Annotated in this window: 7 protein-coding genes; 4 read left to right on the top strand and 3 right to left on the bottom strand. The window is 69.3% G+C overall.

Annotated elements, in window-relative coordinates; all coding sequences use genetic code 11:
* Position 1 precedes the first annotated feature (1 nt).
* A complete protein-coding gene (locus tag R5W23_RS06450) occupies positions 2 to 2407 on the top strand; it encodes a WD40 repeat domain-containing serine/threonine protein kinase (RefSeq protein ID WP_320685627.1) in 2406 nt (801 codons plus the stop codon).
* A gap of 92 nt (positions 2408 to 2499) precedes the next feature.
* Here the strand turns inward: R5W23_RS06450 and R5W23_RS06445 are convergent, their stop codons facing one another.
* The 3 genes from R5W23_RS06445 to R5W23_RS06435 form a co-directional block, all read right to left on the bottom strand.
* Complete coding sequence (locus R5W23_RS06445; protein ID WP_320685626.1) at positions 2500 to 6045, bottom strand: PAS domain S-box protein; 3546 nt, start codon at positions 6043 to 6045, stop codon at positions 2500 to 2502.
* A 311-nt stretch (positions 6046 to 6356) separates the two neighbouring features.
* On the bottom strand, positions 6357 to 6758 hold the full coding sequence (locus R5W23_RS06440; RefSeq protein WP_320685625.1) for a hypothetical protein: 402 nt from the start codon (positions 6756 to 6758) through the stop codon (positions 6357 to 6359).
* 70 nt (positions 6759 to 6828) lie between these two features.
* Positions 6829 to 7629, bottom strand: a complete 801-nt coding sequence (locus R5W23_RS06435) for an SDR family NAD(P)-dependent oxidoreductase (RefSeq protein WP_320685624.1) — start codon at positions 7627 to 7629, stop codon at positions 6829 to 6831.
* Between the two features lie 531 nt (positions 7630 to 8160).
* Between R5W23_RS06435 and R5W23_RS06430 the strand changes: the two genes are divergently transcribed.
* From R5W23_RS06430 to R5W23_RS06420, 3 genes are all read left to right on the top strand, one after another.
* Positions 8161 to 8718, top strand: coding sequence for a hypothetical protein (locus R5W23_RS06430; protein WP_261185490.1), 558 nt, complete (start codon positions 8161 to 8163; stop codon positions 8716 to 8718).
* 652 nt (positions 8719 to 9370) lie between these two features.
* The gene (locus tag R5W23_RS06425) at positions 9371 to 9799 is read left to right on the top strand and encodes a hypothetical protein (RefSeq protein ID WP_320685623.1); all 429 of its coding nucleotides are present in this window, start codon (positions 9371 to 9373) and stop codon (positions 9797 to 9799) included.
* 83 nt (positions 9800 to 9882) lie between these two features.
* Positions 9883 to 15858 (top strand): tetratricopeptide repeat protein, encoded by a 5976-nt coding sequence (locus tag R5W23_RS06420; RefSeq protein WP_320685622.1) that lies wholly within the window; start codon positions 9883 to 9885, stop codon positions 15856 to 15858.
* Positions 15859 to 15937 lie beyond the last annotated feature (79 nt).

Below are 15937 nucleotides of genomic sequence, written 5' to 3'. Positions count from 1 at the left end.
CATGATTCACGAAGTGACGACCACCACCGAGTGCCCGCCGCTGAGCGAGCTGCAACGGCTCATGCACGGCCGCTGCACCGAGGCCCGTTCGTCGGCGCTGTGCGACCACGTCGGGGCGTGCCCCGAGTGTCAGAAGCGGCTCGACAGCCTTACCGGCTCCGGGACCGACCTCGCCGAGCACCTCCGCGAGGCCACTCAAGAGGCCCCGGCCCAGAACTCCGCGTACTGGCGTGCGCTGCGCGACGCCGAGGACGAGCTGCGCCGGACGGCCTTTTTTGCCGGCGGCGGCCTGGCCGACACCCCCGCACCGGAGAACGACCTCAAGCTCGAGTTCCTCCAGCCGCCGGATAAGGCGGACCAGCTCGGCAAGCTCGCGCAGTTCGAGGTCGTTCGGGTCGTCGGGCGGGGCGGGATGGGTGTGGTGCTCCAGGCCTACGACCCGTCCCTCGACCGCAACGTCGCCATCAAGGTGATCGACCCGCAACTGGCCAACAACGAGGTGGCGCGGCAGCGGTTCTGCCGCGAGGCCCGCGCCGCCGCCGCGGTCACGCACGACAACCTCGTCGCGGTCCACCAGGTCAACGAGGACGAGCCGTCGGGGCTCCCGTACCTCGTGATGCAGCTGATCCAGGGCGAGTCGCTCGAGCAGCGCATCAAGCGTGGCGGTAAGCTGTCCGCGGGGGAGGTCGCGCGGCTCGGGATGCAGGCTGCGGCGGGGCTCGCGGCCGCGCACGCCGGCGGCCTCATCCACCGCGACATCAAGCCCGGCAACATTCTGCTCGAGGCGCCCGTCGACCGCGTGAAGCTGACCGACTTCGGTCTCGCGCGGGCGGCGGAGGACGTGAAGCTCACCCGCACCGGGTTCGTGGCCGGGTCGCCGCTGTACATGGCCCCCGAGCAGGCCCGGGGCGAGCCGGTGGACACCCGGGCCGACCTGTTCTCGCTCGGTACGGTGCTGTACGAAGCGGCCACGGGCGTCGCCCCGTTCGACGCCAAGACCCCGCTGGCGGTCCTGCGCCGCGTCTCGGACGAAACGCAGATGCCGCTGGTGCGGATCAACCCCGACATCCCGAAGTGGCTCTCCGACGCCGTGGACCGGCTCCTCCAGAAGGAGCCCGCGGAGCGGTTCCAGAGCGCCGCCGAGGTGGCGGAGGTGTTCGCCGAGGGGCTGGCCGAGATGCACATGCTCTCGCCGCTCGACGTGCCGGCCGAGGTGTGCGCGGGGTCGCGCTCCAGCACCCGGCTGCGGCGGCAGCCGATCTGCTGGAAGGCGGTCGCGCACCGGTCGAAGGCGTGGGCCGGCGGGTCGGCGCTCGGCGCCCTCGCGGTCGGCGCGCTTTGGTTCTCGCTGGGGGGGAACAGCAAGCCCGCGAACGCTGAACCGGTGCTTCCGCCGGACCTCGCCACGCCGGCGCCCGCCGCGGCCGACCTGACCCAGCTCGTCACGCTCCGCGGCATCGACGTGGCCAGCGGCGCGGCCCGCCGGACGACCACGAACCCCGAGCCGAAAATCGTCCTCCGCGGCGAGGCCGGGGCGGTGTGGGCCATCACGTTCCTGGACAACAACCAGCTCGTGATGGGCATGGAGTCCGGCACGGTCAAAATTTGGGACTGGCAGCGGGGGACGGTGCGGAACGAGCTGAACCACCCCGACGGCAACAGCGGGAACATCTGGGCCGCGGACGCGTGCCTGAAGTGCAAGTACCTGATGGTGGCGTCCGACGACTCGGCGGTCACCTTCTGGAACCTGCAAAACGTGCAGCGGCCCGAGTTCTCGTTCCCCGAATCGACCTCGACCAAGACCGCGGCCTTCAGCCCGAACGGGAAGTACCTCGCGACCGGGAGCCGGAACTCGCAGGTCAAGATCTGGGACTGGGCGAACAACATCGCGGTGGTGAAGCTCCAGCACCGCGGCACCGTCCACTCGGTGGCGTACAACCCGGACGGCACCCAGCTCGCGAGCGCCGGCTCGGACGGCAAGGTAAAGGTGTGGAACCTGAAGAACGTGAACTGGATCAACGGTGAGGGGGCGGTCGAGTCGGTGGACCTGGCCCAGCACAAAGGCGGCGTGTACTCGGTGGTGTTCAGCCCCGACGGATCGCGGATCGCTAGTGCCGGGTGGGACGGCTACGTCCGCATCTGGGACGCGGTCAACGGCACGCAACTCCAACCGATCAAGGCCCACGACCTCGACGCTTGGTCGGTGAGTTTCGGCAACAACGGCAAGTGGGTCGCGAGCGCGGGGTCTGACGGGTTCGTGAAGGTGTGGGACGTGGAGACCGGGGCCGAAGTGTTCTCGTTCCACGGCCCGACGGCGTACCACGTGGTCCGGTTCGCCCGGGACGGCACGACGCTCGCCGCCGGCGGGCGCGATGGCAGCGTGAAAGTGTGGGAGATCAAGAAGTAGCGCGACGCTTCGCCCATCAACTGGTACGGGGCTGTTCGACGATGGTTCGTCGAACAGCCCCGTACCAGTTGATGGGCGAACTGCACTTGGTCTCAAACACGCGCATCGAGGACGGTTCGGATCTTCCGCGCCAGCGACCAGGGCGTGAACGGCTTTTGCAAGAACGCGTCGGTCGCTTCGACAATGCCGTGCCGCACCACGGCGTCGTCGGTGTACCCGCTCACGTACAGCACTTTCACCCCCTCGTGCCGTGCCCGGACGACTTCGGACACCTCGCGCCCACTCATGCGCGGCATTACAACGTCCGTCAGTAGGAGGTGAATCGGCCCGGCGTGCGAGTCGATCACCGCCAGGGCCTCGAACCCGTTTGCCGCTTCCAGAACGGTGTACCCTTGCGTCTCGAGTGCGAGTCGGGAGAACTGACGGACTCCGTCCTCGTCTTCGACCAGCAGCACCGTTTCGGTCCCCCGCGGGGCGAACCGCACCACCGCGGACCCGTTGCTGAGCGGGGCACCGACGGCCGGCAACAGGATCTTGAACGTGGTGCCGACGCCGAGCTCGCTGTACACGTCCACCCGGCCGCCGCTCTGCTTGACCGCGCCGTGGACCACCGCCAGCCCCAGGCCCGTCCCCTTGCCGACTTCTTTTGTGGTGAAGAACGGCTCGAACAACCGGGCCTTGACCTCCTCGGTCATCCCCACACCCGTGTCCGAAACGGCCAACTGGACGTAGTCGCCCGGGGGACAGTCGGGCCAAGCCGGTATCGGCCCGTGGAGTTGGACGTTCCGCGTCTCGATGGTCAGCCGCCCCCCCCGGGGCATTGCGTCCTTCGCGTTCACCGCCAGGTTCAGAATCACCTGCTCGATCTGCGTCGGGTCGGCCTTCACCCGACTTAGTTCGTGAGACAGGGCGGTGGTGAGAATGACGTCCTCGCCGATCAGCCGCCGCAGCAGGTTGGCGGACTGGGACACGACCTCGTTGAGGTCGATCACCTTGGGCGCGACGATGGCCTTGCGGCTGAACGCCAGCAACTGGGCCGTCAGGCTCGCCGCCCGTTCGCCGGCGGCGGTCATCTGCTGGACCATGTCGCGGGTCGTGTTCTCGCTCGGAAGCTGGTCGAGGAGGATCTGCCCGTACCCGTTGATGACGGTGAGGAGGTTGTTGAAGTCGTGCGCCACCCCGCCCGCCAGCCGCCCCACCGCTTCCATTTTCTGGGCCTGACGGAACTGCTCCTCCAGCTTCTTCCGCTCCGTCATGTCAACGATCACGGCGGTCACCAACTTCGGCGCCCCGGTCCCGTCGCGGGCGGCGACCACGCTCACTTGCGCCCACAACACAGACCCGTCCTTCCGCCGGTAGCGGCGGTCGGCCTCGTAGGACTGGACCTCACCGCTCGCGATCCGGGCGTATTGGGTCAGGACGGCGTCCCGGTCCTCGGGGAACAGAACGTCGGCTACGGCCAGGGCCGGGAGGTCCGCGGGGGCGTAGCCGAACATCCGGAAGAACGCGGCGTTGCCCCGAAGGTAGTGTGCGTCCGGCGAGGTCTCGACCATTGCGACGGTGGTCGCGTCGAAGAACGCCTGGAACCGCCCCTCGCTGACCCGCAGTTCGCTCTCGGCCTGCTTCTGCGCAGTCACGTCCTGCATCTGTCCGACGTACAGTTGCGGCCGGCCGCCAGCGTCGCGGACGAGGGATACGTTGGTGACGCACCACAGGACGCGGCCGTCGCGGCGGACGAACCGCTTTTCCTGAGCAAAGTGGATCGCGCCGCCCCGGAGCCATTCCCGACGGGCGCGGCTCTCGTCCCGGTCGTCCGGGTGTACTACGTCGAACACGGACCGCGCCAGCAGCTCCTCGCGCGTGTACCCGAGCAGCCGGGCGAGGGCCGCGTTGACCCGGATGAACCGGTGCTCGAGGTCGGCGATGCCCATCGCGAGGTTCGTGTCCTCGAACGCGCCGCGGAAGATCGCCTCGCTCGCCCGGAGCGTTTCCTCGGCCTCTTTGCGCGCCTGAATGTTGCGGCTGACGCCGACCAGCCCGGTGACGTTGCCGGCGCGATCGCGCAGCGGGATTTTGGTGACCAGGTGCCACTGGTGCCCGCCACACGGGCCGCGCCCCCGCTCTTCCTTGTTGAACACCGTTTCCCCGTGGCGCAGCACCCGCAGGTCGTCGTCCTCGTACTCCCGGGCCAGCTCCGGCGGGTGCAGATCGAACCCCGTCTTCCCCACCGCTCCCGACGCGTGCACCGCCCTGGCCATCTCGTCGTGCGCCCGGTTGCTGACCACGAACCGGCCCTCTGCGTCCTTCGTCCAGACCGCATCGGGCAGCGCGTCAATGAGGGTGCGCAGGAGCGCCCGCTCCTGGCGCAGCACCTCTTCGGCGGCGTACCGCTCGGTCACGTCCCGGAACACCAGGACGGCACCGCCGATCCCGCCCGCGACGGTCCGGATCGGTGCGGCCGAATCGTCGATCGGCCGCTCGGTTCCGTCGCGCGCGAGCAGGACGGTGTGGTTCGCCAGCCCGACGACGGTCCCCTCCGCCAGGGCCCGGCGCGCCGGGTTGGTAACCGGCTGCCGGGTGTCCGCGTTGACGATGTCGAACACCTGCTCCAGGGGCCGCCCCACGGCCTCGGGCGGTGCCCACCCGGTGAGCACCTGTGCGGTCGCGTTCAGGAACACGACCCGGCCCTCCAGGTCGGTGGTGATGACCCCGTCCCCGATGCTCGCGAGCGTCGCCCGGAGCAACTCCGCGCGGTCGTGGGCGACCTGTTCGGCGGCGCGGAGCCGCAGGTCGAGTGCGTGGGCCGCCCACCCGGTCCAGAGGACCATAACGGCGAACACGGTTCCGCCACTCACCACCATCAGTGCCAGCCCGAACGCGGTGTCGTAGTAGCCGGCCCGCTCCCCCGCGAGCCGGACCGCGCCGAGAACGAACAGCGCGACGAACACCAGCGGGAGCTGCCGGCGGACGACCAGCCCGCCGGCCGTTCGGCTCGCGAACAGAGCGACCACGCCCCGGCGCGGGCGCACCGCGAGCACGGCGAGCGCCAGGGCGATGAACGCAACGGTCGTCTGGATGGAGACCGAAGCGTATGCCCCCGTGCGGTAGAGCGCCTCGACTCCGTAAGTGTGCCCCGCCAAAGCTGTAAGGGCAACAAGAGCGGCGAGCACGGCCGGCGCGTGCGCGGGCACCCAGCCCCGAACCGTCGGCGCGTCGAGCAGCAGCAGGGCCGAACCGAGCAGTACGAAGTTGGCCGCGGTGGCGGGCGCCAGGCGCTTGGGGATCGCATTGTCCGCGTCCGGCCCGGCGCGAACGAGTAACCCATCGATGCCGAGATCGTAACCGAACGCGTGCTCAACGAGGGTCAGGAGCCCGATGAGTGCGGAGAAGGCGGCGGCGGCCCGCCCGGATCTGCTGCCCTCGCTCGGGACCATCAGCCACAGCGCGGCCCCGGTCGCCACGAACGCGAGAGCCGTGTTCGCCTTCACGACCAGAAAATCGGGCAGGTCCGCCACCGCCCGCCCACCAGCCAGCCACCCGACCAGAATAACGGCCCCGAGGCCCCCGGTCACGGCGGCGACCGCGCGGCTGAAGTGGTGAAACCGGCGGTCGGGCAAAAAGAGTGCGGGATCGGCCACAGGCGATAATCCGTAAGCGCTTCCCCGCGACCAGCAGAGGCGCGAGAGTGTGAATTCCGAAATGATTCCTGTGTGGGTAATCGTGTGCTCAAGGCTACCACATCGAGCAGCGGGCGCACGCACAAGGTCCGCGCGAAAACGCCGACCGGGTGCGCTCCCGCGCGCCGATTATGGCTACCGTGCACTTTTTAAATGATACAAAAGGAAGATGGGCCGACCGTTCAGTAACGGTCGGCCCGGCGTGGGGCACGCGCTGAACGGACGGCCAAGAACGGCACCGCGAGGGAGCGATCCGGGCCACGACCGCGGGGCTACTTCTTAATTTCGGCGCCCTTCGGCACGACGAACAGTTTGACGTGCTGGCGCAGGTCGCGGGTCAGGCCGGGGGTATAGGTCAGCGTCAGCACGGTCTTCCCGTCCTTGGTCTCCCCGGTCACCGCGATCTTGTCCTGACCGGACCCGGCCCACGCGAACACCAGCAGCTTCTCGTTTTCAAAGTTGACCAGTTTCTTCACGTCGTCGGCCGCGTCTTTGAGGACCGGATTTTTGGCGAGGTCGTCCGCGGACTTGATCTCGGCCGGCTCACCGGCCTTTCCGCCGCGGGCCGGCGCTACGTTCAGTTCCTTCGTTTGCAGCTCGCGCACGACCGGCTTGTCATCAGCCGCAAGAGCGGGCACCGCCAAGAACGCCATAGCCAGGAGCGCGTGTTGCATGGTTTCTCCAGAGGGGTCGCGAGCGCGCTTGCGCTCACCAACAAGACGCCGCACGCCGGCGGTTCGATTGCTACTTCTGCCGGTTGGCAACGGCCTGCTTGGCTTCCGTGTCGTAGTCGCCCATCGCCCAGCAGACCACGGCGTCGGGGAGCCACCGGCTGAGCTTGACGATCAGGTGCAGCCGCCCCGGGAAGTTGTACACCTTTTTCCCGGCTTCAACGGCGGCGATCATCTTGCGGGCCGCGTAAGCCGGCTCCATGAGCTGCGGCATGTGGAACGTGTTGGGCGCGGTCATCGGGGTTTTGACGAACCCCGGGCAGATGGTGGTGGCACGGACCCCGGTGCCGCGCAGGTGCATCCGCAAGCCGTCCATGTACACGTTGACCGCGGCCTTGCTCGCGCAGTACGCGGACTCGGCCGGCAGCCCGCGGTACGCCGCCAGGCTCGACACCGCGACCAAATGGCCGCTTTTCCGCGCGAGCATCTCGGGGAGCGCGGCGGACAGCGTGTACACCGTGCCCAGCAGGTTGATGCGGAAGGTGTTCTCGATGTCCGCCATGTTCACGGGGTCGCGGAGGGTGGGGCGCCCGATTCCCGCGTTCGCGACCACGAGGTCGATCGGGCCGAGCGCCGCTCGCACCTGAGCGAACGCCGCTTCCACCTGGTCGCGCCCGCCCACGTCGGCGGGTGCCGCGAACGCCTGCCCGCCTGCCGCGGCGATTTGTGCGACGAGGTCGGTGAGTGGTTCTGCCCGTCGGGCGACGACGCCGACCTTGTACCCCTTCGCGGCGAGCTGTTTGGCCAGCTCCCATCCGATGCCGCTCGACGCCCCGGTGACCAGCGCCACCTTGCCCGCGGACGATTGCGCCATGAGGCCCGCTCCATAAGGGAGGACTGTTGCGAGCAGTGTACGAACCGCTACCACCGGCGTTTTGCGGCTCCGGTCTGCAAATTGGCAGTGACGGCTTACGAGCCGGAAAGACGGGGCCGGATCGGCCGGTTGGTCGGGCCGAGCGCGGCAAATTCGCCGCTTGGGCGTTCGATTGTTCAGGACGTGAGCCACCGGTTTTTACGGAAACGGCACTTAGTCGGCAACGGGTGGCACATAAAATGTATTGAGTTTTCTCGACGCCTTCGCTATTAGGCCAGGCGTCACGTCGCGGGGCTTTCGCACCTTACTCGCTCGCCTTTTGGCGGGTGCGTTCGGGTGTGCGTCGCGACGAGTAGCCGGATCGCCGAGGCCGGGCCGACCACCGCGCGTGAACACGCGGACCCCTCTCCACGTCGGCCGCCCGCACCTCCCCGACCCGACACACCGGGTGTCATCAGAAGGGTCCATTTTCCCCCGCACGTTGGGGCCACGGCCCTGCGCGCGCTCACCACCAATCGTGACGGTGCGAAGATGTCAACAACGGATCTGTTCTTGGCGGCCGTGCTGCTTTCGGCCCCTGTCGGGACCCCCGAACAAACGCCGTCCGAAGAGCGCTGGGTTTCCATCCGCAACGCGGTCCACCAGACGGCGATTCGGTGGGAGATCATGGACCCGCGCGAGGAGCGGTACCTGCTGGGCACCCGCGACGATTTCCTGAGCGACCTGGACCTGCTCCGCAAGCGGTACGCCGACCTGGCCGACGCGCCCCCGCTCGCCGACTGCCACCGCCTACCGGACCGGCGCACGGTGAACGAGCTGATCCGATTCAACCGCTCGTTCCGCAAGAGCCTGGAGGAGCGCGAGGTGTGGGAGGCGGACCGGTCGGACCTGTTTCAGCAGGCGATGAAGGAAACGGACCGGGCGTACCAGCAGTGGGACGCGGTTCGTGACGCGCAGTGCGACTTCTACTACGTGACGGTGCGCCGGGCGGCGCTGAAGAAGCTCCGCGACTCGATCGGCGCCGACGCCTTCGCCGCCGGGGTGATGCCGTCGTACGTGCCCGAGTGGCGGTTCGCGTCCGCCCCGTGAGCCAACCGATTGTGGGACAAAATCAGGTAACAATCGGTGGCCGCATCGGGTCCGATTCGGCGCTGTAACGGGGGTTACAGCGCCGCCCGCTCCGGGCGGCCCGCGATCGGGCACCAATGGGACATCTGCTAGCGCCTGACTGGTACCTTTACGGTGGCAGTCGCTACCCACTCGCTACCACGACCGCTGCTCGTCGCGTGGTGAGAAGTGCCGAATGTGCGGATTCGCGGCAGTCAGCGGCGGTAAGGATTACCGGTAAGAATTGCATCTTCGTCGCACGAAATTGCAAGCCACATGCAGCTTGTTCACTTGGCCTCAGATGCGCCTAAAATTGCGACGCGTATTTGCCCGGATTTCAAGCCGTTTGTGATCTCGCCTCGAAGCGGCGTGAAGTTTGGCACGGCAGGTGCTTAGTTTATTTTCGTCGTGACGGTTCTTCCCCCAGAACCCCGACCAGAGGCCGGTAAGGTTCCCCCAAATAAACCACCGCCTCCGCATCCGGTTTGCTTCCATCCCCCAAGTGAGCCGCCCGGTCCCCCACCGGGCGGCTTGCTCGTTTTCCGGCAGCCGACGGTAAAGCGACTGAACACCTCGTATTTGGAAGACTCTGTATAATCACCAGGACATTCCCCGATCCCGCACGAGCTTGCCCATGAGTGGACCGGTCTATGTGATGCCGACACCGCTCACCGGCCCGGCCCCAGTTACGGGTTCGGCCGAGGTCGCGGACCTGCTCCGCCAACTGCTGGCGGCGCAGCGAGAGTTGGTGGCCCTGCATCAAGCCCAAGCGGCGAGTCAGGACCCGAACGGGCGCTGGAAGTCGTTCCTCGCGCGCTGGGCCGAAGAGTTCCCGAACGTCGGCGGCGCGTGCAAGCGCGCACTGCCCGCCCTGGAACGCGCTTACATCGGCATGATCAACGAGGCCACCGAGCGGCTCGCCGAGGAAGAGGGGCTGCTGGCCAGCGAGTTCGCTTTGGCCGAGTTTCTGGACCGGTACGGTATGAAACTGGCCCAAATGGGGAACATCATCAATCAGCTTTCGCCGCTCGCGGATGCAAGTTCCGCGTCCAATAAGAGCTGAACCCGCGCCCGACAAAAGAGACCGGAGCCGAGGATGGGACGAACGAACCCGCCCGGCTCTGCCATTCATCTCGGACCCGCTGCATGGAAATCGCACCCGCCGACCTGACCCGCGTTCGCGAACTGTACACGCAGGGGTACTACCGACGGGCCTACGACGTGGTGACCGCTTGGGGGCCACTGAGGGAGTGGTCCGGCACGGCGGCGCGGCTCATCGGCGGGCGGCTCGCGATTCAGCTGGGGGGGCCGAAGCTGGGGCGCCAGATGCACCTGGCGGCGTTCCGCGCTACGCCCGCACACCCCGAGGCCATCTACTATCACGCGCGCTACCGCATGGAGCGGTTCGGGCCGCTCTCGACGTGGCGGTTCATGCGGAAGCACCCCGACTGGTCCGACGCGCCACCCGAACTGCACGCCGACTGGCTGGCGCTGCACGCGTTCGTCGTGTCCCGGTTCCGCGACTTCGACCGCGCCGAGCGGTTGCTGAATCGGTCCGAGGCGATCGCCCCGGACCGGCCGTGGCCGTGCATCGAGCGGTCGAGCGTGTACGAACTGGCGGACCGCCTTGACGACGCGATGGCAGTGGCGCGGCGGTCGCTCGAACTGCACCCGTGGTTCCGGCCGGGGGTGCAGTCTGTCGCCCACTTTCTGCTCCGGCAAGGGCAAGACCGCGCGGCTCTCGAGTTTCTCACCGAGGCCGATGCGAATCTGGAGAGCGGACTAATCGCCGCGCAGTTGGCCGCGCTGCAAGCGGACCTCGGTTACCACGCCACTGCCCGTCGCACGCTGGACCGGTACGCGGATCTGTCGCCGCTGCTCGAGCCCGAGGTCGCCAAGTGGCTTTCGGCACGCCGAGCCGATGTCGCATATTTTTTGGGCGATGCGGCCGCCGCGGCGCGGCTCGCCCGCGGGGTAAAGGACGAATTCTACGACCAGTTCGCCGAGCGCCTCGACGCGCACGCGAACAAAGAGGTAACGTCTCAGAACACAAAGGATTTGTGCGCCGAGCCGCGCGGAGGCGATCCGTTTGAACGGGCGGATCACAATTCCAGCACCTCCATCGCTTCTCGGTCGAAAATCGCGCTCGACTTTCCTCAAGTTCCCGTGGTGCCAAGTGTGTACGGACTGCTGGCGCGGTTCTGGAAGCAACCGCTGCCGGAGCGAGGTGAGAGCCCACCTCCGGTGGACGGCCTTCCGGACGCGGCGGAGCGCGGCCGCGCCGAGGAGGCCGGCTGGGCGGTGCGCGAATTCACCCTCTCGCTCGATGCGGCCGTGGCGCTGATCAGTCGCGGCGTGCCGTTCCTTCTCACGCTGGTTGAAGCCGGGTTCTCGCAACCGCGGCTGTGCGTCGGTGCGGACGCGATGCGCGGCACCGTTTCGGTGGTCGATGGCCAGGACCGGCGTCCGGTCGACGCGCCCGTGGGATCGCTGCTGAAACGCTTCAAGCCGTTCGGCCCGCGCTGCCTCGCGCTTGTCCCTGCCCACGAGGCGCACCGGCTCGAGGGGCTCCCCGGCCTCGCCGAAGCCGAACCGCGAGAGGTGCTGTACGCGGTGCAGAAGCCGCTACTGGGATACGACCGTGTTGCCGCAGAGGCCGCCCTCCGGGTGTTGCGGGACCGGTTCCCCGGGAGCACGCTGGCGCTCTTCGGAGAGCTCGCGCTGGCGCGGTACGACGCGCACCCGCTGAAGCTGCTTGCTCTGTACGACCAACTGCTCGCACTGTACCCGCACGAATCGACCTGGGTGCTGGGAAAGTCGGCCGTGCTGCGCGAGCTGCACCGGCTTCCCGAGCGCGACGCGTTACTCGCGGCCGAGGGCTGGCGCCGTACCGCCGAGCCCATGGTCGCCCAAACGCTGGCGCAAGCGCTGTTGCCCGATCCGCGCCGCCAGCACGAGGCGGCGCTACTGTTGCGGCATTCGGTTCAGGTGCGCCCCACCGCTGCGGCCGGTTACTATTTGCTCGCGTCGCAATGGTGGGAGGAGCGGCGGTTCGACGAGGCCACCGAACTGTATCGGTTCGCCTGCACCCTCGAGGAACGCGAGGACCAATTCGCCGACGCGTATTTCCGTGCGGCCCGCGCCACCGAACAGGTACCGGAGGCGATTCGGTTGTTCCAGCAGCGGGCCGGGCGAGTCGCGGTGCCGGTCCCGGCGGCGACGCGCGCGCTGTACCACGCGCTGCTCGACCGCGATGAACCGCAGCAAGCCGCCGCGGCCGTCGATCAGGCGATCCGCAAGCTCCAAGACGCGACGGTCCCGGCGGTGGCAGAAAGCCAAGACGCCCCGGACCCGGTTCGCGAGCGCACGCTCGCGCTCGGCGAGCTTCTGCTGTTTCGTGCAGAGTGTCGCGCGTCCGCGGACCGCTTTGCCGACGCCGATGCCGATCTGACTGCGGCGAAGCCGCTCGTGCCTGCGGTCGCGTGGCACAAGGCCGCGGCCCGAGTCTCGCGTACCCGGCCCGATCTCGCGACCGCCGGGGCTCACTACCTCGAAGTTGTCAAACTCGATCCCCTTCCCCTGGAGGCGCATCGCACGCTCACCGCGCTGCTCGCGGATACCGACGGGCGCGGCGCGGCCCGTACGCACCTGGCTCAGTCGTGCCAGCGGTTCCCGCATTACTACCCGCTGCTCAAGTTCCGGGCCGAATTTCTCAGCGGTGATCCCGAAGGCGATGCCGAGCGAGCCCTTCGGGACCTGCTCGACGTGTGCCCCGGCGACGCGTGGGCGCTGCGTCAGCGGGCTCTCGTATGCGCGGACCGTAAGCGGCTGGACGAGGCGCTCGCCGATGCCGTTCGGGCCGGCGAACTGGAACCGAATCACGTGTGGTACTATTCGGTCCTCGCCCAGGTCCACAAGCGGGCGGACCGCATCGCGGAGGCGGCGGAGGCGGTTCGCGCCGGGTTGCGGCTTAACATCGACCAGGAGCCGCAAATCGCCGAGCTGGTGCAACTCGCCCGGGGGCGCCGCGAGAAGCGCGACGCGCTCGAATTCGTCGAGGCCGAGCTGGGGCGCCAGCCGCACACAGGAGAAGGCCTGATCGCGTTTGTTACCGTGTCGCACCACGTGTTCCAGGGCAACGGTGACCCCGAGGATCACACCCGGCTGCTCGAAACGCTGGAACAGATCCTCGACGACCGCCCGGACCTGTGGCACGCGTGGTCGGTTGTGGTTCAGCAGTTGACCGGGCTGGGCCGGCTCGACGAAGCCCACTCGCTGGCCCGCGAGGCGGTCGACCGGTTCCCGCTGCTCGGAAAGCTGTGGCTCGACCTCGCGCAAGTGTGTCACGCTTTGGGCAACGCCGACGGCCGGCTCGACGCCCTGCGCCAGGCGGTCGCCGTCTCGCCCGGGTGGTCGCTGGCGGCCCGGGAGCTGGCCGAAGCCCTCGACGACGCGGACCAGCGCGACGAGGCCATCGCGGTGCTCGAGCGCGCCACGGTTCGTAACCCGACGGACGCGCTGGCCCACGGGTTCCTCGCCGAGCGGCTGTGGGACGAGGGCCGGTCGCGCGAGGCGCTCGACCGCGCGAAGACCGCGGTCCGGCTGGAGCCCGGGTACGACTGGGCGTGGCACGCGGTGCAGCTGTGGGCCGACCGGATGGAGCTGCCCGACGAGCCGGCGGAGCTGACCCGCGAGCTCACCCGCGACCGGGCCGGCGACCCGCGGGTGTGGCTCCGGCTCGCGCGCATGCTCCACCACCCGCGGTTCCACGACGAGGTTCTCGCCACGCTCGACCGGGCCATCGCGCTCGAACCGAAAAACGTGGAGGCGCACGACCTGAAGGCCGAGCGGCTCGCCGAGATGGGGCGGTTCGATGCCGCTCTCGAGGCCGCGCGGCCGCCGCAGTTCGCGGACGAGGTGCCGATGATCCTCCAGGGCCGCGAGGCGTGGGTGCTGGCGCGCCGCGGCGACTACACCGGCGCCATCAAAAGCATGGACGCGCTGGTACAGCTCGACCCGGCCTACGTGTGGGGCTGGCACCAGCTCGCCGACTGGTACAACGAGACCGCCAAGTCCGAGCACTACCTGGAAGCGGCTTCGGCGCTCGTGCGGCTCCAGCCGCACCACCCAACCGGCTGGACCATGCGCGGCGAGGCGAAGCTCCAGACCGGCGACCGCGAGGGCGGAAAGGGCGACCTGCGCGAGGCGCTGAAGATCAGCGCCACCTACTCGCCCGCCGCCGCGATCCTGTTCGACGCGTGCCTCGCGGACGAGGAGTACCGTGACGCGGCCCTGGCGCTGGCCGTGCTGCAAGAGCACGCGGCCGGGCCGGAGGTCGCGGTGAAGCAAATTCAGCTGGCGTGCCGGCTCGACGACGCCGACACCGCGATCCGCGCGTTCGCTGAGATCTGCGAGGGGCCGGGGGCGTCGGCGTACCCGGTCCAGTCGGCGCTCAACGAGCTCCAGTCGGCCGGGATGGCGGACCGGGCGCACCGGGTGCTGCGCGAGTCGTGGCAGGGCGGCGGGCCGTTCCACCCGTGGGCGCCCATCTTCTGGATCGAGTCCCCCGAGGGGCGGCAGGCCGAGCCGAACGAGCGGCTCCGCGCCGCGGACGCCGTGATCCGGGCGCACCCGCGGTTCGTGCCCGGGCACGACTGCAAGGCCGAGCAGCTCGCGCTCGCCGGGCGGTACGACGAGGCGCTGGCCGCGTGCAAGCCGGCCGAGTTCGCCGAGCCGCTGCCGCTCGAGTTGCGGGGGCGCGTGGCGTGGGTCGAGGCCCGGCGCGGGGACCGGGCGCGGGCCATCTCCGTCATGCGGCAGCTGGTGACCGAGCACCCGCAGTTCGTTCACGGGTGGCGGCAGCTCGCGGCGTGGTACGACACCGTCGGGCGGCCCCGCGAGTGCCTGGAGGCGAGCGAGCAGTTCGTCCGGCTCGAGCCGCTGAACCCGGTGGCGTACATCTACCGCGGCGAGGCCCGGCGCGGGGTGGCGGACCGGCGCGGCGCGATGGCCGACTTCCAGAAGGCGTTCGACCTCGACCCGACGTTCGAGGCGGCCGGGCTGAACCTCATCACGGAACAGCTCGCCGCGGGCGACGTCGGCGCCGCGGGGCGGTCGCTCCGGACCCTCCAGGAAACGGCGAGCGGCCCGCTGGTGCGGCTGCGTGCGGTCCAGGTCGCGTGCCGTCAGGGGGAGCCCGAACCGGCGCTGGCGTGCTTCCGCGAACTGGCCGCCGACCCGGACGTGACCCGCGGCACCCTCCGCGAGGCGGCGCTGGCGTTCGACACCGAGGGCTGGTCCGGGCGCCTCACCGATGAGCTCAAAGACCTGGCCCTCGCGCCCGGCGGCAACGCCGACATCGCGGGGCTGTGGGCCGATCGGGCCGTCGCCGAGGGGGCGGCGGAGCAGGTGGCCGAGCGGCTGCCCGAACTGCTCGCGCAGAACCCGGCCGCCGGGCGCGAGCTGTTGCTCACCTACATCTGGTCGCTGGCCGAGGCCGGCAAGCCGGTGCAAGGCGTCGTTCAGAAGTACAACGACGCCCTCCGCGCCGACGACGTGGCGTGGGCGCGAACCGGTGCGGCGCTGGTGACCGCCGGGCACCACGGGATGGCGTCCGCGTGGCTCGCCGACTGGCGCGACCGGCCCGGCGTGGAGCCGTGGATGCTGCGCCCGCTGGTGGTGGTGTTCCACCTGCTGGACCAGGACGAGCGCGCGCTGGACGTGTGCCGCGCGGCGGTGCGGCTGGGCGGGTCCGAAGAGCTGCTGGCCGAGTTCCGCGCGTGGCTGGCGCTGGACCTGGCCCTGAGCGGCCAGCCGGCGGAGGCCGCCACCCACGTCGCGCGGGTCGACGGCGTGACCGCGTCGGACGCGACGCGCCTGATCGTTGCAATGGCTCAGGCCGTCATGCTGATCAAACAGGCCGGCCCCGACGGGAAGGGGGCGGCGTTCAAGGAAGCAAAGGACACGCTGCGGGTCGCGGCCGGCGCGTGTGCGACCAAGGACGTGCCCCCCGGCGCGGCGCGGGCGTACCGGCGGGTGGTGTCGTGTGTGGCCGGTGAAGCCGGCACCCTGAGCGCGAAATTGTGGGCCGTGTGGCAGCGGCTCGCTCCGTGGGTGAAGTGAGGCCCGGGAGCCGCACGGGGAAACGTGATCCGATCCCTCGACCGGCGCGGGAACACCTTTTCCCGCTCGCTGAGCCGTT

It is taken from the genome of Gemmata algarum (genome assembly GCF_034097035.1).
Taxonomy (GTDB): Bacteria; Planctomycetota; Planctomycetia; order Gemmatales; family Gemmataceae; genus Gemmata; species Gemmata algarum.
This window is presented reverse-complemented; position numbering and strand designations above follow the sequence as displayed.

Bases quoted from the DNA above. Each gene is read 5' to 3' on its own strand.
- R5W23_RS06450 (WP_320685627.1), top strand. From the start codon at position 2: ATGATTCACGAAGTGACGACCACCACCGAGTGCCCGCCGCTGAGCGAG.
- R5W23_RS06440 (WP_320685625.1), bottom strand. From the start codon at position 6,758: ATGCAACACGCGCTCCTGGCTATGGCGTTCTTGGCGGTGCCCGCTCTT.
- R5W23_RS06435 (WP_320685624.1), bottom strand. From the start codon at position 7,629: ATGGCGCAATCGTCCGCGGGCAAGGTGGCGCTGGTCACCGGGGCGTCG.
- R5W23_RS06430 (WP_261185490.1), top strand. From the start codon at position 8,161: ATGTCAACAACGGATCTGTTCTTGGCGGCCGTGCTGCTTTCGGCCCCT.
- R5W23_RS06425 (WP_320685623.1), top strand. From the start codon at position 9,371: ATGAGTGGACCGGTCTATGTGATGCCGACACCGCTCACCGGCCCGGCC.
- R5W23_RS06420 (WP_320685622.1), top strand. From the start codon at position 9,883: ATGGAAATCGCACCCGCCGACCTGACCCGCGTTCGCGAACTGTACACG.